This is a genomic window from Nocardia sp. NPDC056611 (assembly GCF_042792755.1).
In the GTDB taxonomy this organism is placed as follows: Bacteria; Actinomycetota; Actinomycetes; order Mycobacteriales; family Mycobacteriaceae; genus Nocardia.
The window spans coordinates 141,112-161,053 of sequence record NZ_JBHTVV010000001.1; the positions used below are offsets into that span (position 1 = coordinate 141,112).

Annotated in this window: 22 protein-coding genes; 9 read left to right on the top strand and 13 right to left on the bottom strand. The window is 69.5% G+C overall.

Features of this window, described 5'->3' with window-relative positions; translation table 11 throughout:
• Nucleotides 1–238: 238 nt before the first annotated feature.
• Both ACFRAQ_RS00740 and ACFRAQ_RS00745 read left to right on the top strand, forming a co-directional pair.
• Nucleotides 239–550, top strand: coding sequence for a DUF4229 domain-containing protein (locus tag ACFRAQ_RS00740; RefSeq protein ID WP_379092223.1), 312 nt, complete (start codon nt 239–241; stop codon nt 548–550).
• Complete coding sequence (locus ACFRAQ_RS00745) at nt 547–1,632, top strand: PLP-dependent cysteine synthase family protein (protein ID WP_379092226.1); 1,086 nt, start codon at nt 547–549, stop codon at nt 1,630–1,632. The genes ACFRAQ_RS00740 and ACFRAQ_RS00745 overlap by 4 nt, the downstream gene beginning before the upstream one ends.
• A 38-nt stretch (nt 1,633–1,670) precedes the next feature.
• Here the strand turns inward: ACFRAQ_RS00745 and ACFRAQ_RS00750 are convergent, their stop codons facing one another.
• Complete coding sequence (locus tag ACFRAQ_RS00750) at nt 1,671–2,555, bottom strand: helix-turn-helix domain-containing protein (RefSeq protein WP_379092229.1); 885 nt, start codon at nt 2,553–2,555, stop codon at nt 1,671–1,673.
• 195 nt (nt 2,556–2,750) lie between these two features.
• Between ACFRAQ_RS00750 and ACFRAQ_RS00755 the strand changes: the two genes are divergently transcribed.
• The 4 genes from ACFRAQ_RS00755 to ACFRAQ_RS00770 all read left to right on the top strand — a co-directional run bounded on the left by ACFRAQ_RS00755 (nt 2,751) and on the right by ACFRAQ_RS00770 (nt 4,312).
• On the top strand, nt 2,751–2,984 hold the full coding sequence (locus ACFRAQ_RS00755; protein ID WP_379092232.1) for a hypothetical protein: 234 nt from the start codon (nt 2,751–2,753) through the stop codon (nt 2,982–2,984).
• 68 nt (nt 2,985–3,052) lie between these two features.
• The gene (locus ACFRAQ_RS00760; RefSeq protein ID WP_147207290.1) at nt 3,053–3,274 is read left to right on the top strand and encodes a helix-turn-helix domain-containing protein; all 222 of its coding nucleotides are present in this window, start codon (nt 3,053–3,055) and stop codon (nt 3,272–3,274) included.
• Entirely contained in the window at nt 3,274–3,864 is a 591-nt protein-coding gene (locus ACFRAQ_RS00765) for a Clp protease N-terminal domain-containing protein (RefSeq protein ID WP_379092235.1), read from the top strand. Before ACFRAQ_RS00760 ends, ACFRAQ_RS00765 begins: the two co-directional genes overlap by 1 nt.
• A gap of 67 nt (nt 3,865–3,931) precedes the next feature.
• Nucleotides 3,932–4,312 (top strand): phage holin family protein, encoded by a 381-nt coding sequence (locus ACFRAQ_RS00770; RefSeq protein ID WP_357281832.1) that lies wholly within the window; start codon nt 3,932–3,934, stop codon nt 4,310–4,312.
• 23 nt (nt 4,313–4,335) lie between these two features.
• Here ACFRAQ_RS00770 and ACFRAQ_RS00775 read toward each other — a convergent pair whose 3' ends face one another.
• Together ACFRAQ_RS00775 and ACFRAQ_RS00780 are read right to left on the bottom strand one after the other, a co-directional pair.
• Nucleotides 4,336–5,205: a 1,4-dihydroxy-2-naphthoate polyprenyltransferase gene (locus ACFRAQ_RS00775; protein WP_379092238.1), complete on the bottom strand. Its 870-nt coding sequence runs from the start codon at nt 5,203–5,205 to the stop codon at nt 4,336–4,338.
• Nucleotides 5,206–5,265: 60 nt separating this feature from the next.
• Nucleotides 5,266–5,721, bottom strand: a complete 456-nt coding sequence (locus ACFRAQ_RS00780; RefSeq protein ID WP_379092240.1) for an SRPBCC family protein — start codon at nt 5,719–5,721, stop codon at nt 5,266–5,268.
• Between the two features lie 149 nt (nt 5,722–5,870).
• Here ACFRAQ_RS00780 and ACFRAQ_RS00785 point away from each other — a divergent pair, with 149 nt between their 5' ends.
• The gene (locus ACFRAQ_RS00785; RefSeq protein WP_379092243.1) at nt 5,871–9,542 is read left to right on the top strand and encodes a BTAD domain-containing putative transcriptional regulator; all 3,672 of its coding nucleotides are present in this window, start codon (nt 5,871–5,873) and stop codon (nt 9,540–9,542) included.
• A 66-nt stretch (nt 9,543–9,608) separates the two neighbouring features.
• Here the strand turns inward: ACFRAQ_RS00785 and ACFRAQ_RS00790 are convergent, their stop codons facing one another.
• From ACFRAQ_RS00790 to ACFRAQ_RS00825, 8 genes are all read right to left on the bottom strand, one after another.
• On the bottom strand, nt 9,609–10,448 hold the full coding sequence (locus ACFRAQ_RS00790; RefSeq protein ID WP_379092246.1) for an ABC transporter permease: 840 nt from the start codon (nt 10,446–10,448) through the stop codon (nt 9,609–9,611).
• A complete protein-coding gene (locus ACFRAQ_RS00795; RefSeq protein ID WP_379092249.1) occupies nt 10,445–11,458 on the bottom strand; it encodes an ATP-binding cassette domain-containing protein in 1,014 nt (337 codons plus the stop codon). The genes ACFRAQ_RS00790 and ACFRAQ_RS00795 overlap by 4 nt, the downstream gene beginning before the upstream one ends.
• 169 nt (nt 11,459–11,627) lie before the next feature.
• Nucleotides 11,628–12,764 (bottom strand): o-succinylbenzoate--CoA ligase, encoded by a 1,137-nt coding sequence (menE, locus tag ACFRAQ_RS00800; RefSeq protein WP_379095697.1) that lies wholly within the window; start codon nt 12,762–12,764, stop codon nt 11,628–11,630.
• A gap of 58 nt (nt 12,765–12,822) precedes the next feature.
• Complete coding sequence (locus ACFRAQ_RS00805) at nt 12,823–13,200, bottom strand: DUF3349 domain-containing protein (protein WP_379092252.1); 378 nt, start codon at nt 13,198–13,200, stop codon at nt 12,823–12,825.
• A gap of 25 nt (nt 13,201–13,225) precedes the next feature.
• On the bottom strand, nt 13,226–13,495 hold the full coding sequence (locus ACFRAQ_RS00810) for a hypothetical protein (RefSeq protein ID WP_379092255.1): 270 nt from the start codon (nt 13,493–13,495) through the stop codon (nt 13,226–13,228).
• Nucleotides 13,496–13,504: 9 nt separating this feature from the next.
• Nucleotides 13,505–14,713, bottom strand: a complete 1,209-nt coding sequence (locus tag ACFRAQ_RS00815) for an anion permease (protein WP_379092258.1) — start codon at nt 14,711–14,713, stop codon at nt 13,505–13,507.
• Between the two features lie 90 nt (nt 14,714–14,803).
• On the bottom strand, nt 14,804–15,196 hold the full coding sequence (locus tag ACFRAQ_RS00820; protein ID WP_379092261.1) for a VOC family protein: 393 nt from the start codon (nt 15,194–15,196) through the stop codon (nt 14,804–14,806).
• Between the two features lie 72 nt (nt 15,197–15,268).
• Nucleotides 15,269–16,162, bottom strand: a complete 894-nt coding sequence (locus ACFRAQ_RS00825) for a 1,4-dihydroxy-2-naphthoyl-CoA synthase (RefSeq protein ID WP_379092264.1) — start codon at nt 16,160–16,162, stop codon at nt 15,269–15,271.
• Nucleotides 16,163–16,513: 351 nt separating this feature from the next.
• On the opposite strand from ACFRAQ_RS00825, the gene ACFRAQ_RS00830 reads away from it, so the two are divergent.
• Complete coding sequence (locus tag ACFRAQ_RS00830) at nt 16,514–16,960, top strand: DUF6918 family protein (protein WP_379092267.1); 447 nt, start codon at nt 16,514–16,516, stop codon at nt 16,958–16,960.
• A gap of 101 nt (nt 16,961–17,061) precedes the next feature.
• Here ACFRAQ_RS00830 and ACFRAQ_RS00835 read toward each other — a convergent pair whose 3' ends face one another.
• Nucleotides 17,062–17,889, bottom strand: a complete 828-nt coding sequence (locus tag ACFRAQ_RS00835) for a siderophore-interacting protein (protein ID WP_379092270.1) — start codon at nt 17,887–17,889, stop codon at nt 17,062–17,064.
• An 88-nt stretch (nt 17,890–17,977) separates the two neighbouring features.
• Between ACFRAQ_RS00835 and menD the strand changes: the two genes are divergently transcribed.
• A complete protein-coding gene (menD, locus tag ACFRAQ_RS00840; RefSeq protein ID WP_379092273.1) occupies nt 17,978–19,612 on the top strand; it encodes a 2-succinyl-5-enolpyruvyl-6-hydroxy-3-cyclohexene-1-carboxylic-acid synthase in 1,635 nt (544 codons plus the stop codon).
• Here the strand turns inward: menD and ACFRAQ_RS00845 are convergent.
• The gene (locus ACFRAQ_RS00845) at nt 19,609–19,863 is read right to left on the bottom strand and encodes a hypothetical protein (RefSeq protein WP_379092276.1); all 255 of its coding nucleotides are present in this window, start codon (nt 19,861–19,863) and stop codon (nt 19,609–19,611) included. The two genes, menD and ACFRAQ_RS00845, sit on opposite strands and share 4 nt — an antisense overlap.
• Nucleotides 19,864–19,942 lie beyond the last annotated feature (79 nt).

The following is a 19,942-nucleotide window of genomic DNA, read 5'->3' on the forward strand; positions in this document are numbered from 1 at the left end:
TTTCGACAGATCCCTCATCAGTAGCGACATCGTTGCACTGCACCCCCTGGGTGTTCGAACGGTCTCGCTTTGGTAAAGAGGAAGTAATAGACAAAACGGATATCCGTTATGTGTTTACGGTCACGTTTGGCCGCGCTGTAGCGAACGGCCAGCGACATACAGACCGGTTGGCCTGTCTGACCTGGGCGGACGAGGGTCGCGGCCGTTTCCCGATCCGCCGTCCCCTAGTCTGGACCGCGTGAGTGAAGCAACCCGACCCGACGGTGCGGGCCGTAGCCTGGCGCGCAATCTGGCCCTCTACACGGTGGCCCGGCTCGGGCTGGTCGCCGTCATCACCGCGATCATCGTGGGCGTCGCCGCCACGGTGAAGGTGTCCATTCCCCTCATCGTCGCCCTGCTGTTCGCGCTGCTCATCGCCATGCCGCTGTCGCTGGTGCTGTTCAAGAAGCTGCGGACCCAGGTGAACCGGGACATCGCCGCCGTGGACGCCAAGCGCCGCGCCGACCGCGACCAGCTGCGCTCGAGGCTGCAGGGCAAGGGCGAGCAGTGAAACGCTGCGATCGCAGCGCACCCCGGGCCTGGGTGGACAATGCCGTCCGGCTCATCGACGCGGACTCCCAGCGCAGCGCGGACACGCATTTGCTGCGCTACCCGCTGCCACCGGAGTGGGGCGTTCAGCTGTATCTGAAGGACGAATCCACCCATCCGACGGGCAGCCTCAAGCACCGGCTGGCGAGATCACTGTTCCTCTACGCCATTTGCAACGGCTGGGTCACCGAGGGCACCACGGTGGTGGAGGCTTCGTCAGGATCGACCGCGATCAGCGAGGCCTATTTCGCCAAGATGCTGGGCCTGGACTTCGTGGCCGTGGTCCCGGCGAAGACGTCTCCGGAGAAGCTGGCCCTCATCGAGGCTCAGGGCGGACGCTGTCACCTGGTGGAACGCGCCTCCGACATCTATGCCGAGGCGGCGCGATTGGCGGCCGAGACCGGCGGCCACTACATGGACCAGTTCACCAATGCCGAGCGCGCCACCGACTGGCGCGGCAACAACAACATCGCGGAGTCCATCTTCCAGCAGATGACCCTGGAGACCCATCCCGTGCCGGCGTGGGTGGTGGTGGGCGCGGGGACCGGCGGTACCGGCGCGACCATCGGCCGCTACCTGCGCTACAAGCGGCACGAGACCCGGCTGGCCGTGGTGGATCCGGAGAACTCGGCGTTCTACGGCGGTTACGAGCTCGATGACCTGGGTTATCAGACCGGTATGCCGTCCCGGATCGAGGGCATCGGCCGGCCGCGGGTGGAACCGTCGTTCATTCCGACCGTGGTGGACTGCATGATCGAGGTGCCCGACGCGGCCTCGGTGGCGACCACGCGGCACGCGAGCACGGTGCTGGGCCGGCGCGTGGGCGGCTCCACGGGTACCAATCTGTGGGGGGCCTTTGCCCTGATTGCCGAGATGATCGCCGCGAACCGTACCGGCAGTGTGGTGACGCTGCTCTGTGACGGCGGAGACCGTTATGCCGGAACCTATTTCAATGACGTATGGGTTGCCGACCAGGGGCTGAGCTTGGCCGAGCCGACCGCGGTGCTGACCGAATTCATCGCTACCGGTACTTGGTCGGGCTAGTTTTCGCACGGCACGACAGGTCGGCCGATATCGGTTGGTCACCCATCGGCAAGTTTGCTATCGAGTTGCTGCAACGGGGTTGTGGGCATCGGATCCTTACCTGGCGCAACGTTTTTCGCGCGTCTCGACGGGGTAACGCCACCCTCTGAGGTGTTAATAGCCCTTGACGTTTCGGGGCGCTGCCGCATCACCGGACGGGTCACCGCGGTGGGTCGATCGACCACCGTGCCCATCACCAGAAGCCACGAATGCAACGTGGATTGGGTGCGCCACATATTGATCCGCATCTCGGTAATGGCCAGGGTGCGCGGATCCCGCACCAGCTTGGTGAGATCCCCGCGCTCGACCGCGACCGTGTCCGAATGCCACAGCAGTGCGAAGTCCGGATCGGCCAGGCAGTGGTCGAGGATCTGGGCGCCGCGCTCCTCCTCGCAGGTGCGGGCCAGCTGCATGCGGAAGCGGCTGACCGCCATGCGAACCTCGTTGTCCCAGTTCACCATGACGGTCCGGGAGATCGGATTGAAGATCAGCCATTCCAGGTAGTTGGATCCGGCCACCAGTTCCGGGAAGAACTCCTGGTGCGCGGCGTTGACGGCGAGGATGTCCCACAGTCCGCTGACGTACGCGCCGATGCCCGGGTTCAGTAGGTCCAGGTAGTCCAGGTCGGCCGGGGTCGGCAGGTCGGGTTCGATGCGCGGGAGCGGTCCCTCGGCGAGCACGAGCGCGTACTCGAAGTCGACCGGCGTCAGTTTGAGCGCGGTCGCCAGGGATTCGATGACCCGTCGGGAGGGGTTGGCGCCGCCTTCGATCTTGGTCAGGTAGGGCACCGAGAGGTTGGCCAGCCAGGCCAGTTGGGGACGCGTGAGATTCGCGGTGGTGCGGCGCTGGCGAATGTACTCGCCGAACGTAGGTACTCCATCCATTTACTTAGGCAGACCTTACTTGTATGGCCGTCAGTTACACGCGCGGTTGCCGACGGATACCCGTGTGGTTCCCGCTGGACGAGGGTTCGGGCAGTCCGTTCTGCTCCAATAGTTTGAAACAACAACAAATGGGGAGTCGAGTTGGGGCAGCAACCGCGGTCGGCCGGAGATGTGAATGTCACATTCGGGCCATGGGTGATCTCATCGGCGCGCGGCAGCGCCATCACCACGCAGAGCGGCACGAAGATCAACGCCTGGGAGCCGTCCGCGTTCGGGCTCTACAAGGATCGCGACGGCGATCTGTGGGAGAAGGTGCCCGGCGGCTGGCGACTGCGGCTCCAGAACGGCATCCCGGCCGACCCGGACGAGCTGTGGGACTGGACCGACGGCTGCGTGCGCGACTACGCCCCCTTCGTCCCCTTCTGCTGACGGCGAACACCCCCTTCTGGTGTCAATTTTCGTTGACGCGCCGTGGATGTCAACGTAAATTGACAGTCATGAGTGAAGCAACGACTCTGGCGGCCGCCGCCGGCAGCCCCGACCCCCAGGTCGGGCTCCGCGCGGTGCTCGCACTGCGCCGGTTGCTCGAGCGACTCGAGGCCATCCAGGTCACCAATGCCCGCACGCAGGGCTGGTCCTGGCAGGCCATCGCCGACGCGCTCGAGGTCAGCCGGCAGGCGGTCCACCAGAAGTACAACCGGAAGGGCGGTATCCGCTGATGTTCGAACGATTCGCCAAACCCGCCCGCACCGCGGTCGTCCTGGCCCAGGAGGAAGCGCGCGACCTGTGCTCCTCGACCATCGAGGTCGAGCACATGCTGCTCGGACTGCTGGTCTGCCCCGACGGCGCCCTGCGGGAAATCCTTGCGGCGCACGGCCTCACCGCCGACGACGTGCGAGAGGCGCTGGCCCGCAAGCGGACCGGGGAACCGCTCGGCGCCGAGGATGCGGAGGCCCTGCGCTCCATCGGCATCGATCTCGACGCCGTCCGGGAGAGCCTCGAGGCGACCTTCGGCGAGAACGCTCTCGACGAGGCGGCCGTTCCTCCCGAGGGATCGCGCTGGCGCAAGTACTGGGGGGCGGAAGGCGGCCCGCGCGGCCACATTCCCTTCACCTCGGATTCGAAGAAGATCGTCGAGCTGTCGCTGCGGGAGGCGTTGGCCCGCAAGGCCGACCGCATCGAGGCCGGGCACATGGTGCTGGCCGTGCTGCGCGCGCCCAACCCGGTCACCCGCCGCCTGATCGGCGACGACGACGCGGTCCGCACCCTGCGGGACGCGGTGACCGGGTACCTGGATCGCGCGGCCTGACCGGTGCCACCGTCCGGCCGGTACGCGATATCCGGCCGCCGCGCCGATCTCGCCCTACGATCGGGGCATGACGCTACTGATACGTCTGCTGATCAACGGGGTGGCCATCTGGCTGGCCGCCGCCTGGGTGACCGGCATCGAGATCAAGACCCCCGAAGACACCACCCAGAGCAAGATCCTGGTGATCGCGGCCATCACGGTCGTGTTCGCGATCGTGAACGCACTCGTGAAACCGATCGTGAAGGTGCTCTCGTTCCCCTTCATCGTGGTGTCGCTGGGCCTGTTCCTGCTGGTGATCAACGCGCTCATGCTGTGGCTGACCGCGAAGATCACCGAGACCACGGAGTACGGCCTGCGGGTGGACGGATTCTGGGCCGCGGTGCTCGGCGGCATCATCATCTCGCTGGTGAACTGGGTGCTCGGCGTCCTGGTCCCCGACGAGGACTGAGCACCGCGGACCGTCCGCGCGGGTCAGCCGATGGCCAGCGCGGCGGCCACCACGATCGACCAGATCAGCATCGCCTGACCGGTTCCGGCGAGGGCGGGAATCAGACCCGGCCCGTTCGCGCCGGACCGGACCGGCTCATTGGCTTTCACCGCCGCCGGCAGCGCGACCAGCGCGGCCAGGGTCCAGGGACTTCTCCAGGCCAGCAGGGCCAGTGCCAGGAACGGGACCAGGATCAGCACCTGGTGCAGGGTGCGGGTGCGGGCGTCGCCCAGCCGCACGGCCAGGGTGAGCTTGCCCGACTCGGTGTCGGTGGGGATGTCGCGCAGATTATTGGTGACCAGCACCGCGCTGGAGAAGGCGCCGACCGACACCGCGCACACCAGCCCCGCCCAGTCGACCCGCCCGGCCTGCACGAACTCGGTGCCCAGCACCGCCACCAGGCCGAAGAACACGAACACCGCGATCTCACCGAAGCCGCTGTACCCGTACGGGTTCCGGCCGCCGGTGTAGAACCACGCCCCGGCCAGGCAGGCCGCGCCGACCAGGATCAGCCACCAGGCGGTGGTGAACACCAGCACCAGCCCGATGATCGCGCCGATCGTGAGGCAGGCGATGGCGGCATTGCGCACCGCGGCCGGACTCGCGAGCTTGGAGCCGACCAGCCGCAGCGGGCCGACCCGCTCGTCGTCGGTGCCGCGAATGCCGTCGGAGTAGTCGTTGGCGTAGTTGACGCCGATGATGAGCGCCACCGAAAGCAGCAGGCACAGCACCGCTTTCCACCACACGAACCCGCCGATCGAGGCCGCGGCGCCGGTGCCCGCCAGCACCGGGGCGATGGCGTTCGGAAGGGTGCGCGGCCGCGCGCCCTCGATCCACTGTGCTGCTGTAGCCATGCACCGCAGCCTAATGCGAGGGGCGCGGGCCGTGCCCGCCCAGTTCGACGGCGGTGTGGCTCAGGCCTCGGCGGCGGCCTTGAGCTGGGCCAGGCCTTTCTCGAAGTCCTTGCCCACCAGGCGATCCATCGGCATCAGTTTGCCGACGAGGGCCATGAGGCCGTTCTGCTCGCCGCGCATGCGCCAGGTCACGGCGGTGGTGTCACCCTGCGGGCGGAATTCGAAGGTGACCTGGTTGGTGGCCTTGAACGGCTTCTCGAAGTGCAGTCTGATGCCGATGGCGTCGGCGGTGGCGGAGGTGATCTCCATGTCGCCGCGCCCGGCCTTGCGGTTGCCGTTCCAGAAGTAGCGGGCCCCGATACCGCGGTCGGCCCCGCTGTAGGTGCGTTCCATGGCGGGGTCGGCGTCCTCCCACGGCGACCACTTGCGCCACTGGTGGAAGTCGTCGACGAGCGCCTGAACCTGAGCGGGATCGGCCTTGATGACCGTTTCCCGCTGTATGTCGAATTCGGCCATGCCCAGAGCCTAGGTGCTGCCGCCGGCCGCCGGCCGACCCTCGGCAAAACCGGTGGCCGCGAGTCCGGTCGCTCGGGTAAGCCGGTACCCGCGTTCGCGGCCCGGCGCGTCCGGCGGCAGCGGGATCGCTCACCTACGATTGGTTGGGAATGAATTCGGAAAAAGGCAGTTCGAGCGGCGCGGGCAGCGCGCGGGTGGCGGATGTGGGCGACTCGATCCTGGTGGCACTGCTGGGTGAGATCGCCCTGCGCCGCGACGGCGCGCTCACCGCTGTACCCGGAGCCCGGGCCCGGCTGCTGGTGGCGGCCCTGGCCGTGCACCCCGGCCGCAGCCGCAGCGCCCAGGCCCTGATCGACGAGGTGTGGGGTGAGGATCCGCCGCGTGCGCCGATGAACGCCCTGCACACCCAGGTCTCGCGGCTGCGTTCGGCGCTGCCCGACGGCGTGCTCGAGATCGGCCCGGCCGGATACCGGCTCATGCTGACCGCCGACCAGGTCGACCTGAGTCTGGCGCGGTCTCTCGAAAGGCAAGCCCGCCAAGCCCATACCGCCGGTGACCACGCCGCCTGCCTGGAACTGCTGGCCGCCGCCCGCGTGCTGTGGCGCGGCGAACCCGGCGCGGACCTGCCGCCCGGACCGGTCGCCGAGGACCTGGCCGCTCAGGCCGCGACCCGCCGCCGCGCCCTGGACACCCTGGAACTGACCGCCCGCGAGGCCATCGGCGATCTGCCCGCCGCCATCGAACTGGCCCAGCACGCCGTGGCCGCCGACCCGTTCGACGAGCCCGCGCACGCCACCCTCATGCGTCTGCTGGCGACGTCGGGCCGCGTCAACGAGGCCCTCGACGTCTTCGCCACCCTGCGCACCCGCCTGGTCGACCAGCTCGGCGCGGACCCGGGCCCCGCGCTGGTGGCGCTGAACACCGCCATCCTGCGCGGCGAACCGCTCCCCGGCGCGCCCGCCGCCCCGAGGAGCGCGACTCCGGACCACGGCGGCGCGGGCACGAGGATCATCGCGGTCCCGGGCTACCCGGTGGCGGACAGCACTCCGGCAGGCCTGCGTGGGCCGGGTGGTCAGGATTATTCGGCGAGCCAGGGCGACGCGGGCGAAGGTCGTCCTGAGCGACCGGGTTCCGAGGCGAGTGGGGCCGTCGATCCCGCGGACCCGGTTCGGGTCGCTCGCCGGAACGGCCATGGCGGCGGGCCGATCGCGATTCGCGCACAGGCGGATTCGCCTGGCGCGCCGCTGTCCGACGCGCCCGTGACCGCCGGACAGGTGCGTTCCCTGCGCCGGGTGCTGGGCGCACAGCACGCGGCGGGCGTGCGGGAACCGGTGGGGGAGACCGCTATCGGCTTGCGCGTCGCGCCGAATCCCCTGCTGGGCCGCGAATCCGATCTGGAGCGGCTCGAGCAGCTGGTCCGGACCTCCCGGGTGACCACGGTGCTCGGCCCGGGCGGCACCGGCAAGACCCGCGTCGCCAATGAGCTGGGCGCGCGCCTGTCCCACGACACCGCGGTGGCGCTGGTGGAGTTGGCCTCGCTGCGCGCCGATGCGGCGGGCGCGGCCGACACCCGCGCCGAGATCGAGGTCGCCATCGCCGCCACCCTCGGCGTCGCCGACTGGGAGACGAACATGCTGCTCCAGCAGCGCCGCCGTGATATCGGCCAGCGGCTGCGGGACGCGCTGGCGGTGCGGCCGACCCTGCTCATACTCGACAACTGCGAGCACCTGATCGAGCCGGTGGCCGAACTGGTGGCCGACCTCGTCGGCGCCAGCGAGCAGCTGACCGTGCTCACCACCAGCCGCGCGCCGCTGGAGATCACGGCCGAGGCCGTCTACCCGTTGCCGCCGTTGACAATCGACTCCGCCGGCTCGCCCGCCACCGAACTGTTCGAGGCCCGCGCCCGCTCGGTGCGGCCGTCGGTGCGGTTGGACCCGGAGGTGGTGGCCCGGCTGTGCCGCACCCTGGACGGTCTGCCGCTGGCCATCGAATTGGCGGCGGCGCGGGTGCGCACCATGAGCGTGGAGGAGATCGACTCCCGCCTCGATCACCGATTCACCCTGCTGCGCAGCGGCGATCGCAGTTCGCCGCAGCGGCACCGCACCCTGTACGCGGTGATCGAGTGGAGCTGGAACCTGCTCGACGAGCCGCAGCGCATCGCCCTGCGCCGGCTGTGCCGATTTCCTGCGGGGTTCACCCTCGCCGCGGCCGAGACAGTGCTGTCCGGACCCGAGATCGGCGATGTCCCCACGGCGGTCGACGGTCTGGTGAGCCAGTCCCTGCTGACGGTGCTGGAGGACGAACAGGGCGGCACCCGCTACCGGATGCTGGAAACGGTTCGGGAATTCGGCGACGAGCAGCTCGCCCTCACCGGTGAGGCCGGTCCGCTGATGGACCGGATGTCGGAGTGGGCCAGGGCTTTCGCGGTGGAGACGGTGGCCGGTTATCAATCGCCCGAACAGATCTCCACCGTGCTGACCCTGTCCGATGAACAGGACAACCTGGTCGCGGTGCTGCGGCACGCCGTCGAGCGCCGGGACGCGGCCGTGGTGCACACGGTGTTCCCGGTGCTGGCGGGATTGTGGGTGCTGCGCGGCGCGCACATGGAGTTGATCAGCTGGTCGCGGCGGATCATGACGGTGCCGGCCCGCGTTCGCCCGCCGGTCGCCGCGGAGACCGATCTGCAGGTGCTGGGCAATCTGATGCTGGGCCTGCACATGCTGTTCGGCAATCCCGAGCTGCGCGAGGTGGCGACGGTCCGCAGTTGGGTCCGCCGCACCCTGAGCTCCGGCGCTCCGATGAGCCCGGTGTTCCGTTTTCTCGGCGAACTGGTGACGCGGTCGTACACCACCGTGCAGCTGGCCAGGCGGCTGGCCTACGGCACGCGGTCGAGCGATCAGCAGATCCAGGTCACGGCACTGTTGTTGCGCGCCAACCTGTGTGAGAACAACGGCATCGTGTACGGCTCGATCCGCGACGCCGAGACCGCCATGCGCATCAATGCCGATCGTGACATCTGGAACTCCGCGATGACCTCCCAGCACCTGGGCAGCTTGCACGGCCAGTCTGGCCGGTACCCGGCGGCGGTCGGCTACTACCGCCGGACCGTCGAGCTCATGGAGGAGTTCCGGGCCTGGGACGAGAGCGTCGAGATGCGCAGCTATCTGGCCGTGGCGCTGGCGGGTTCGGGCGAACCGGCGGCGGCGCGGCGGGCATTGGAGCCGGTGCTGGGCTCCTACGGCGGCATTCCCGCGGTCGATGCCCCCGTGACCCAGCCGAATCACCGGCTGGCCGTGGTGGCGGCCGCGCTCGCGGAAATCGAACTCGTCGAAGGCGACACCGACACCGGGTTACGCCGGTTCCGGCAGGTGCTGCCCTTGCTGGACTGGCCGGCGAGCGTCACCGTGCCCGGCCCCGGCGACATGATCCTGGCCGCGGTGACCATCGACGCCCATGTCCTGCACGGCCGCGCGGACCTGGTCCGCCGGGTGGCCGCCGAGTTGACCGACATCGCGGTCCGCAAGCTGGGCCAGTACTGGGATCTGCCGCAGCTGGGTTCGGTGGCGTGCGCGGTCGGCAGTTGCCTGCTGGCCACCGGCTCGGAGGTCGATCGCGGTCTGGAGCTGCTGGCGTTGTCGCAGCGGGTCTTCGGTCGCCAGGACTATCCGTCCATGCGCTGGACCCGGCACCTCGACCTGCACCGCTCGACACTGGGCGACGAGCGGCTGGACGCCGCGCTGCACGCGGTCGCGGGGCTGGGCCGCCGCAAGGCTGCCGAGCGCATCATCGAGCTCCTGGGCGAGCTCGACGGCGTGCTCTGATCCCGGACGCACGAAAGACGCCCGCCCACCGGAGTTTCCGGTGGGCGGGCGTGTGTTCGGAGCGGGTCAGGCGCGGCGCATGTAGGCCCGCACCGCGAGCGGCGCGAAGACCAGGATGACCACGACCGAGCCGATGAGCGACCAGGCCAGGTTGGCGCTGTAGACGTTGCCGTTCATCAGTTCACGGGCGGACTCGACCATGTAGTAGACCGGGTTGGCCTTGTTGATGCCCTGCAGCCAGCCGGGCATGGTGGACACCTGGGCGAAGGCGCCGGACATGAAGGTCAGCGGGAACATGATCATCATGGACATGCCCTGGACCGCGGGGGCGCTCTTGCCGGTGATGCCGATCAGCGCCCAGATCCAGCTGATCGCGAAGGAGCAGAACACCACGACCAGTCCGGCGACCACGACACCGGCCACGCCGCCGGCGGGACGGTAGCCGAGGATCAGGCCCATGCCGATGGTCAGCGTGGTGGCCAGCCCGTAGCGGACCATATCGGCGATGAGCGCGCCGGCCAGCGCCGAGATGCGGGCGATGGGCAGGGATTTGAAGCGGTCGAACACGCCCTTGTCCATGTCCTCGCGCAGCTGGGTGCCGGTGACGACGGAGGTCAGCACCACGGTCTGGACCAGGATGCCGGGGATCAGGATGGGCAGGTAGTCGTGCACGTTGCCGCCGATGGCGCCGCCGAAGATGTAGGCGAACAGGGCGGTGAACAGGATCGGCTGGACGGTGACGTCGAACAGCTGCTCGGGATTGTGCTTGATCTTGACGATCCCGCGGTAGGCCATGGTGAGCGAGTTCGCCACGGTCTGCTTGAACGGGATGTGGTTGGAGACTTCGGGGATGGGGGCGGCCGTGGCCGCGTGCCGCCCGGTGGGGGCGGTGAGAGTCGTGGTCATGCCGCGCTCCGTTCGGTGTCGTTGTCGGTCTCGTCCTCGGCGCCGTGTCCGGTGAGGGCGAAGAAGACCTCGTCCAGGCTGGGCTTGGCGACATTGATCTCGTCGATGCGGATGTCGTTCTCGCGCAACCGGATCAGGACGTCGGTGGTGATGGAGGGGTCGGGCAGGGGCGCGGTGACGCGGCCCGCCTCGGGGGTGATGGTGGCCTCGACGGCGCGGCCCGCGGCGCGGGACAGGAACTCGCCCACCAGGATCCGGGCCTCGTCGATGCGGTCGCGGTCGGCGAGGGTGAGTTGCAGGGTGGACAGGCCGACCGAGGACTTGAGCTGGTCGGAGGTGCCGTCGGCGATGACCTTGCCGCGGTCGATGACCGCGATCCGGTCGGCGAGCTGATCGGCCTCGTCCAGGTACTGCGTGGTGAGCAGCACCGTGGAGCCGTCGCGCACCAGCCGCCGGATGGTGTCCCACATCTGGGCGCGGGTGCGCGGGTCCAGGCCGGTGGTCGGTTCGTCGAGGAACAGCAGCGGCGGCCGGGCGATCAGGCTGGCGGCCAGGTCGAGGCGGCGCCGCATGCCGCCGGAGAAGTTCTCCAGCGCCTTGTCGGAGGCCTCGGTCAGGCCGAATTCCTCGAGCAGTTCGGCGGACTTGCGCCGCGACTCGGCCCGGGACAGGCCGAGCAGTCGCGAGAAGATCACCAGATTCTCGGTGGCCGTGAGCTTTTCGTCGACGGACGCGTACTGGCCGGTCACGCCGATCAGGGAGCGGACCGCGGTCGGTTCGGCCACCACGTCGCGGCCGAAGATGCGGGCGCTGCCGCCGTCCGGGCGGAGCAGGGTGGCGAGCATGCGGATGGTCGTGGTCTTGCCGGCGCCGTTCGGGCCCAGCACGCCGTAGACGGCCCCCCGCGGCACCGCGAGACTGACGCCGTCGACGGCCCGCTGCTCCCCGAAGACCTTGACCAGGCCGTCCGCCTCGATGGCGAGCGTCTCAGCAGGTGTGTAAGAAGTCATGGCTACACCTTGCGGACCGCGCCTTGCACCCCGCTTGCATGGCGATTGCACGCGCACGCAAGGGCGTCGCGAGCCGACGCAAGGGCCGCTTGCACGGGGTTCCAGGGGTGTCCTGAGCAGCGAAAAGGCCCGTCCATCGGCGGATGGGCGGGCCCGGATCGATCGAGCGTCAGCTGGGGGAGGCGGCCAGCAGGAGCCGGCGGAGGGCAGCGCGGTCGGGCTTGCCGGGCCCGCGCAGCGGCAGTTCGTCGAGCACCGCCAGCTCGCGCGGGGCGGCGATGGCATCGAGTTCGGCGACCACGTGGTCGCGCAGTTCGTCGAGGGTGGGGGCGTCGGCCCCGGGGGCCGGGACGATGGCGGTGGCCACCCGCTGGCCGAGCCGGTCGTCGGGCAGGCCGAGGACCACGCATTCGGAGACCGCGGGGTGGGTGATCAGCACGGCCTCGACGACCTGCGGGATGACCAGCAGCCCGCCGGTCATGATGGCCTCGTCGAGGCGGCCGGTGATGGTGAGCACGCCGTCCTCGACGAATCCCGCGTCCTCGGTGCGGAACCAGCCGGGTTCGGCGAAGGCGGGGTGGTCGGGGATATTGCGGTAGCCCTGGGCGATCATGTCGCCGCCGAGCAGCACCCGCCCGTCCTCGATGCGTACCTCGGTGCCCGTCAGCGGTACTCCCTCGTACACACACCCGCCGCAGGTCTCGCTCATGCCGTAGGTGCGGAAGACGGTGATGCCCGCGGCGCGGGCGCGGTCCAGCACGGGTTTCGGGGTGGCGGCCCCGCCGACCAGCACGCCGTCGAGTCCGGCCAGGGCGGCGGTGGCGGCGGGCTCGTCGAGGGCCTTGATCAGCTGGGTGGGGACCAGGGAGGTGTAGCGGCGCGGGCCGCGCATGCCGGCGATCGCGCCGACCAGGGCCTCGGGCAGGAAGCCGCCGGAGACATCGAGCACGGTCGGTTCGGTCCCGGCCAGGATGCTGCGCAGCAGCACCTGGATGCCCGCGATGTGATGGGTGGGCAGCGCCAGCAGCCACTGTCCGGGACCGCCCAGGCGCTCGTGGGTGGCGTCGCCGCTGGCCCGCAGATTGGCGGCGCTGAGCATGGCGCCCTTGGGGTTTCCGGTGGTGCCGGAGGTGGTGACCACCAGGGCCACTTCCTCGTCGATGGCCTCGCCGGGCCGCAGGCTGGAACTCAGGCGCTGGGTCTCACGGCGGTCGGCGGTGGGGACGGGCAGCCAGGCCGGGCCGTTGCCCTCCAAGGCTTCTCGCAGATGCGGCAATACTTCGCCCACCGCTGCGCCGGTGGGCATGGGAAGGATTCGGAGGGTATTGCTCACGTTCGCGATCGTGTCATTCCGTCTAGTGCGGTCAGTCGGACGTCGGTGTCGCCAGCGGCCAACCGCCGGCTGCGAGCCTGGAGGCCACCCGAGCGATATCGTCCTCGCCGGGCTGCTCCTTGGCAACTCGGGCGATGGCCGCCTCGATGTCGGCGCGCTCGATGTCCTCGCGATCCATATCCGGGGTCGCGACCCGGTCCCGGACCAGCCGCTCCACCACCAGGTGCACTTCGTAGTCGGTGAGCCGCCGGTGCAGGACGGCCAGCAACGCCACATAATCGGACTGCGGGATGCCCTGCGGATATCCGGCTTTGAGCCAGTCCAGCACCTTCTGCAGCACGTTCTGGCGCGGCGGCGCGGCGGGAGCCGGGTCGGCGGCGGGCGGGGTCGGCTGTTCGGGGGTACTCACGAGCGTGCCTTTCGATGAGGCGGCGTCACGCGCCGAGCAGGTGAATTCCGAGTCGGGTGGCGAGGAAGCCGCGTGCGATGAAGAGCACACCGACCACCACCGCGATCATGACCACCGCGAAGCAGACAGTGGAGGCGACCAGCGCGGCGGTGCGGGTGACCCCGGTCGCGCCGTCGTCCACGTGGGCCCGGCAGCGGATGCCGACGGCGAAGACGGTGGGCAGCCCGGCCCCGAAGAGCATGGCGGCGAGCACGACTCGCCACAGGTCGGAGAGGTTGGAGAGCAGGGTGTGCATCGCGGTCTCCTAGCCGATTCCGACGGTGTCGTCATTGCGGTGGGGCTGCGCCGGCGCCGCGGGGGCGGCCGGAGCGGGCTCGCCCTCCCAGTCGGCGGTGACGTTGTGCGAGTTCACCACGGCGCGCTTGGAGCGGTACCAGATCAGCGCGGCCATGGCGATCAGCAGCCCGAACACCACCAGCACGCCGACCGTGCCGCCGATGCCGTGCAGGACGGCCCAGCAGATCGCGCCGACCACACCGGCCAGCGGCAGCGTCAGCACCCAGGCGACCACCATGCGGCCGAGCACGTTCCAGCGCACCTCCGCGCCGGGCCGTCCGATGCCGGAGCCGAGGATGGATCCGGTCACCACCTGCGTGGTGGACAGCGGCAGGCCGAAGTGGGCCGAGGTGAGAATGATCGCCGCGCTGGTGGATTCAGCGGCGAAGCCCTGCGGCGGCGCGATGTCGACCAGGCCCTTGCCCAGGGTGCGGATGATGCGCCAGCCGCCCAGGCAGGTGCCCGCGGCCATGGCGACGGCACACGACACGATGACCCACAGCGGCAGCGGATCGGTGGCTTTGGCCGAACCGTGCGCGATCAGCGCCAGGAAGATGATGCCCATGGTCTTCTGCGCGTCATTGGTGCCGTGCGCGAGCGAGACCAGCGACGAAGTGCCGATCTGTCCCCAGCGGAAACCGCGGGACACGGTCTTCTCGTTGCTGCCGCTGGTGATCCGGTACACCAGCCAGGAGGCGGCCGAGGCGACCAGCGCGGCCACGACGGGGGAGAGCACCGCCGGAATGATGATCTTGGCGATGACGCCTTTGCTGCCCGCGGTCCAGATCACGCCGTGCAGGCCCAGAGCGGCCAGTGTCGAGCCGATGATGCCGCCGAACAGGGCGTGCGAGGAACTGGACGGCAAACCCAACAGCCAGGTGAACAGATTCCACAGAATGCCGCCGACCAGACCCGCGAAGACGATGTCGAGCAGGGCCCGTCCGCTCACCTCCGACAGGTCGACGATGCCCGAGGCCACCGTCGCCGCGACGGCCACACTGAGGAAAGCCCCGATGAGATTCAGCGCCCCGGACAGGAGTACGGCGGTACGCGGCCGCAACGCCCCGGTGGCGATGGAGGTAGCCATCGCGTTCGCGGTGTCATGGAATCCGTTGGTGAAGTCGAACGCCAAGGCTGTGCAAACAACGATCAGCAGAACGAGCAGTTCGGCAGACACACCGATCAGTTTGCGTCATGGTCTTTACGGTCTGTTAACCGGTGCCCCGGACGTGTTTCACAGTTACCTTCGTGCTAAGGCCCGCGGGCCTCAGTCGTCGCCCCGGATGTCTCGCCGGATCGGATGATCGGCCGGGATCTCCACGAGCACCAGCGGCACGTCGTCGGGGTCCCGGAGCCACATCTCGATCAGTCCCCAGGGTTCGCGCACGGGCGCGCGGTCGATGGCGATCCCGCGCAGCGCGAGTTCCGCGGCGGCGTCCGCGCAGTCACGCACCTGCAACCAGATCGCCCCCGCGAACCCGCTCGGCACGTCGCCCGCGCGCCCGTGCCCGGCCACCTCGAGCAGTCCCTGCCCGGCGAAGAAGACCGTCCCGCCCGGATATTCGCGAGCGATGGCCAGCCCCAGCGCATCCCGATAGAAGGCCAGGGTCCGCTCGTAATCGCTCGGCCGGAGAATGACCCGACTGCTCAGTATCTCCATGAGTGCAGCATGACAGCTCGTCGTTTGCCGCGCCCGAAGGTTCGAGGCGAAGGCCCCGCGAATTCCGGAGCGTCAGAAGTAGTAGGGGTACGGCGTCCAGTCCGGGTCGCGCTTCTCGAGGAACGCGTCACGGCCCTCGACCGCCTCGTCGGTCATGTAGGCCAGCCGCGTCGCCTCGCCCGCGAACAGCTGCTGACCGACCAGTCCGTCGTCCTGAAGGTTGAACGCGTACTTCAGCATCCGGATGGCCTGGGGCGACTTGCCCAGGATGTCGGCCGTCCACTCCAGCGCGACGTCTTCGAGCTGCTCGTGATCCACGACCGCGTTGACCGCGCCCATGGCGTGCATCTCCTCGGCGGTGTACGGCCGACCCAGGAAGAAGATCTCGCGAGCGAACTTCTGCCCCACCATCTTCGCCAGGTAGGCGCTGCCGTATCCGCCGTCGAAGCTGCCCACGTCGGCGTCGGTCTGCTTGAACCGGGCGTGCTCGCGGGAGGCGAGGGTGAGGTCGCAGACCACGTGCAGGCTGTGCCCGCCGCCCGCGGCCCAGCCGTTGACCAGGGCGATGACCACCTTGGGCATGAAGCGGATGAGCCGCTGCACCTCGAGGATGTGCAGGCGTCCGGCGCGGGCGGCGTCCACGGTGTCGGCGGTCTCGCCGGAGGCGTATTGGTAGCCGCTGCGGCCGCGGATGCGCTGGTCGCCGCCGGAGCAGAAGGCCCAGCCGCCGTCCTTGGGGCTGGGGCCGTTCCCGGTGAGCAGGACCGCGCCGACGTCGGAGGTCATCCGGGCGTGGTCGAGGGTGCGATAGAGCTCGTCGACGGTGTGCGGCCGGAAGGCGTTGCGGACTTCGGGGCGATCGAAGGCGATCCGGACCGTGCCCTGCTCGACGTGCCGGTGGTACGTGATGTCGGTGAGGTTCTCGAATCCCGGAACGGGCCGCCACAGCGTCGCATTGAAGGTCACGGGAGTGAACATACTGTTCCGGTTCTCGCCGTGGTGAAGACCCACCGCAGTTCGGCGCGGTGTTTCGCAGGTCACCCGGAATCGCGGCGGCGGAATTCGGCCATCCGACAAGGGCGCTGCTCGTTAGCCGATGGACCGTCCGAAGGCCAAAGCGGTCACTTGTTACCCGTGGGGAAATGAACGACCGGGGAACAGTCGCCGAAAGTGAAACGCTGCCAATCGATTGCGGGTGCTTTACAGTGCTGTTGCTGCTGTGGCAGTAGCAGCGCATTGGCATCGTGTGCGCGGGGACACCGGTGCGTATAGTTGCGTGCGCTCGTTCATCGAAAAACTATCCGGAGGAACCTGAAAGTGGTTGCAGCACTGTCTGAATCCCTGCTCGATGACGCCAAGCGTCCCGCCTTCATCGCGGATGCGGAGAAGGTTCTGGACGAGGAGGTGTCGGACAAGGGCGGCGCGTCGGGCCTCGTCGTCAAGGGCGGCTACGCCGCGATCAAGAAGGTCAGCCCCTCGATCGTGGGTGACGCGCTGGAGTCCTTCGTGCCCAAGTTCGTCGAGCAGCTCGAGCCGTACTGGGCCGAGTACCAGAACGGTGGCGCGGGTTCGTTCGCCGATCTGCTGGTGTCCAAGCAGGACGAGGTCGCCGACGCGCTCCTGTCGGTCACCGACGCGCGGGCCGAGGCCTCGTCGCGTCCGGCGCTGACCAAGGTCTACAACTCCATGCGCTCGTCGGCGAAGAAGCATGTCGCCGAGGCTCTTCCGCGTCTGGGTGACCTGGTTCAGCGTCACGCTGGTTAATCAACCGACCGGTTCGCGGCCCGGCGAGGGGCCGCGAACGGGGTCCGTCTGAGGTCGTGTGCGAATGCCCGCGAGGTGGTTCGGGGGCACTCGCGACCGATTCATCCCTGGGACTTGCCGACCCGCCAGTAGCCGGTGAAGGTGATGTCCGCCTTCGGGATCGCGCGCTCCTGCGCGAGATGCCGCCGCACGCCGGCGGCCAGCTTCTGTTCGCCCGCCACGAAGGCGTAGACGCCGGCGCCGGGAATCTCGGCCTGCCGCACCGCCTCCGCGGCCAGCACCCCGACCTCGCCGTGCGCGTCGGTGCGGACCAGCCAGTTCACCGTGACGCCCGCGGGCTCGCCCAGTTCCTGCTTGTCCTCGGCGGACGGGATCTCGATGTAGGCCGCGCCCTTCGCCTCACGCGGCAGTGAGCGCAGCACGCCCGCGATGCCGGGCAGCGCGCTCTCGTCGCCCACCAGCAGCGTCCACTCGCAGTGGTCGGGGGCCTGGTAGGTGATGCCCTCGTCCAGCAGTCCGGCCTTGCAGCCGGGGGTGACGGTATTCGCCCACGCGGAGGCGGGGGTGTCGTCGCCGTGGATGGCGAAGTCGATGTCGATCTCGGCGGTGCTGCCGTATTCGCCGAATCCGGCGGCCCGGTAGTCGCGGACGGTGTAGTTGCGGGCCAGCGGCCGGTGTTCCTTGCCCATCATCAGGTATTGCGCGTACCAGCCGAGGTTGCTGGCCGAGGTGGGCAGGCGGAGGTCGCCGTCGCGGCCCGGCATGAACAGCCGGAACCACTGGTCGAAGCCCATGGCGGTGAAGCCCGTCAGGCCCGGTCCGCCCAGGGTGACCCGCACGAAATGCGGGCTGATCCGTTTGCTGGCCAGTACTTCGGCGGTGAGGATTTCCCGGTGCTCGGGCTTGACATGCTTGCTGCGCTTCGCCATTCGATTAGGTTAGCAAACCCTAACTTTTCAGTATAGGTGTGATCGGGCCGACGCAGCGCCCGGCCGGGCTGTCTGAGAGGCTGGAGGCGTGAATCCATCGACAGCACAGGCGCACGTCGTCGTCGACGAGCTCGCGCGCGGCGGAGTGCGAGACGTGGTCCTGTGCCCGGGATCGCGAAACGCGCCGCTGGCCTTCGCCTTGCAGGCCGCTGACCAGGCCGGGAAGATCCGGCTGCATATGCGCATCGACGAGCGCAGCGCCGGATTCCTCGCCGTCGGCCTGGCCGTGGCGAGCGGCCGCCCGGTGCCCGTCGTCATGACCTCCGGCACCGCCGTCGCCAATCTCGGGCCCGCCGTGCTCGAGGCCAACTACGCCCGCGTCCCGCTGATCGTGCTCAGTGCCAACCGGCCCTACGAGATGCTCGGCACCGGCGCGAACCAGACGGTGGAGCAGTTCGGTCTGTTCGGTAGCCAGGTGCGCGCCGCCATCAGCCTCGGCCTGGCCGAGGACGAGCCCGGCGCCGAGCTCTACCCGAAGCAGAACAGCGTGTGGCGCTCGGCGGTGTGCCGGGTGCTGGCCGCCGCGCGCGGCACCCGCTCCGGCAATGCCGGGCCCGTGCACTTCGACATCCCGCTGCGCGAACCGCTGGTCCCGGACCTGGCCGCCGGCGACTCGCTGCCCGCCGGCCGGGACGGCGAACAGCCCTGGACCGCAACCCAATACGCGACCCTGGACGTGCCGCTCGACATCGACCTGACCCCGGACACCGTGGTCATCTCCGGCCACGGCGCGGGCCATCGCCCCGAGCTCGCGGCGCTGCCGACCGTGGCCGAGCCGACCGCGCCCATGCACGGCCCGGCCCTGCATCCGCTGGCCCTGCCGCTGCTGACGCCGAAGCAGGCCATCATCACCGGCCGGCCGACCCTGCACCGGCAGGTGTCCAAGGTCCTCGCCGACCCGGAGGTCACCGTGTTCGCGCTGACCACGGGCCCGCGCTGGCCCGATGTGTCCGGCAATGTGGTGGGCACCGGCACCCGCGCGGTGACGCACGGCGCGCCCCGGCCGGAATGGCTGGAGCTGTGCCGGGAGCTGAACGAGAAGGCCGTGTCGGTGGTGCGGTCCGAGCTGGCCGGGCACCCGAAGCCGACCGGTCTGCACGTCGCGGCGGTGGTGCTCGGCGCCCTGCGCGACGGCGACCAGCTGCTGCTCGGCGCGTCCAATCCGGTCCGCGACGCGGCCCTGGTCGCGCACCCGCGCCCCGGCATCCGGGTGCTGTCCAATCGCGGTGTGGCCGGCATCGACGGCACCGTCTCGGCGGCGGTCGGCGCGGCGCTCACCCATCCCGGCCGCACCATCGCGCTGATGGGCGACCTGACCTTCCTGCACGACGCGTCCGGCCTGCTCATCGGCCCTGGCGAGCCGCGGCCGGAGGATCTCACCATCGTGGTCGCCAATGACGACGGCGGCGGCATCTTCGAACTGCTCGAACAGGGCGACCCGCAGTACGCGGGCGTGTTCGAGCGGGTCTTCGGCACCCCGCACGGCATGGATCTGGCGGCGTTGTGCGCCGCCTACCGGATTCCGCACCGCCAGGTCGACCCGTCCCAGCTGGCCGACGAGCTGGCCGGGCGTGCGCACGGCATCCGTGTGCTCGAGGTCGCGACCGAGCGGTCGAGCCTGCGGGAACTGCACGCCACCGTGCGCGCGGGAGTGTCGAACTAGCCGGGCAGGTCCCAGTCGTCCCCCATCGGGACGGGGATCGCCTGCTCGACAAGGTCACCCTCGGACGCGGTCCAGCCGTTGTCGTCGGCGGGCAGCGGGGTGATCTCGGTATCGGAGTCGACGACCCGCTCGGCGCGCACATCGCGGTCCGGGTAGGCGTCGGCATCGGGGTAGGGCTCGTCCGCCGGGTAGGCGGCGATGTGCTGTTCGACGTAGTCGGCCTCGGGCACCGCGTCGATTCGATCGATCATCGCTGGCTCCTCTCTGCCGGTGGGGTCGTGCAGGCGGCCACCTTCGAGAATGCCCCTGCTCACGGCGATCGGCAACCGC

What these genes read in the sequence shown, in the direction of transcription:
- ACFRAQ_RS00835 (WP_379092270.1), bottom strand. Translation starts at nt 17,889, where the DNA reads ATGGCGAAGCGCAGCAAGCATGTCAAGCCCGAGCACCGGGAAATCCTC.
- ACFRAQ_RS00790 (WP_379092246.1), bottom strand. Translation starts at nt 10,448, where the DNA reads ATGACCACGACTCTCACCGCCCCCACCGGGCGGCACGCGGCCACGGCC.
- ACFRAQ_RS00780 (WP_379092240.1), bottom strand. Translation starts at nt 5,721, where the DNA reads ATGGCCGAATTCGACATACAGCGGGAAACGGTCATCAAGGCCGATCCC.
- ACFRAQ_RS00785 (WP_379092243.1), top strand. Translation starts at nt 5,871, where the DNA reads ATGAATTCGGAAAAAGGCAGTTCGAGCGGCGCGGGCAGCGCGCGGGTG.
- ACFRAQ_RS00795 (WP_379092249.1), bottom strand. Translation starts at nt 11,458, where the DNA reads ATGACTTCTTACACACCTGCTGAGACGCTCGCCATCGAGGCGGACGGC.
- ACFRAQ_RS00810 (WP_379092255.1), bottom strand. Translation starts at nt 13,495, where the DNA reads ATGCACACCCTGCTCTCCAACCTCTCCGACCTGTGGCGAGTCGTGCTC.
- ACFRAQ_RS00760 (WP_147207290.1), top strand. Translation starts at nt 3,053, where the DNA reads ATGAGTGAAGCAACGACTCTGGCGGCCGCCGCCGGCAGCCCCGACCCC.
- ACFRAQ_RS00775 (WP_379092238.1), bottom strand. Translation starts at nt 5,205, where the DNA reads ATGGCTACAGCAGCACAGTGGATCGAGGGCGCGCGGCCGCGCACCCTT.
- ACFRAQ_RS00770 (WP_357281832.1), top strand. Translation starts at nt 3,932, where the DNA reads ATGACGCTACTGATACGTCTGCTGATCAACGGGGTGGCCATCTGGCTG.
- ACFRAQ_RS00845 (WP_379092276.1), bottom strand. Translation starts at nt 19,863, where the DNA reads ATGATCGATCGAATCGACGCGGTGCCCGAGGCCGACTACGTCGAACAG.
- ACFRAQ_RS00750 (WP_379092229.1), bottom strand. Translation starts at nt 2,555, where the DNA reads ATGGATGGAGTACCTACGTTCGGCGAGTACATTCGCCAGCGCCGCACC.
- ACFRAQ_RS00765 (WP_379092235.1), top strand. Translation starts at nt 3,274, where the DNA reads ATGTTCGAACGATTCGCCAAACCCGCCCGCACCGCGGTCGTCCTGGCC.
- menE (WP_379095697.1), bottom strand. Translation starts at nt 12,764, where the DNA reads ATGCCCACCGGCGCAGCGGTGGGCGAAGTATTGCCGCATCTGCGAGAA.
- ACFRAQ_RS00820 (WP_379092261.1), bottom strand. Translation starts at nt 15,196, where the DNA reads ATGGAGATACTGAGCAGTCGGGTCATTCTCCGGCCGAGCGATTACGAG.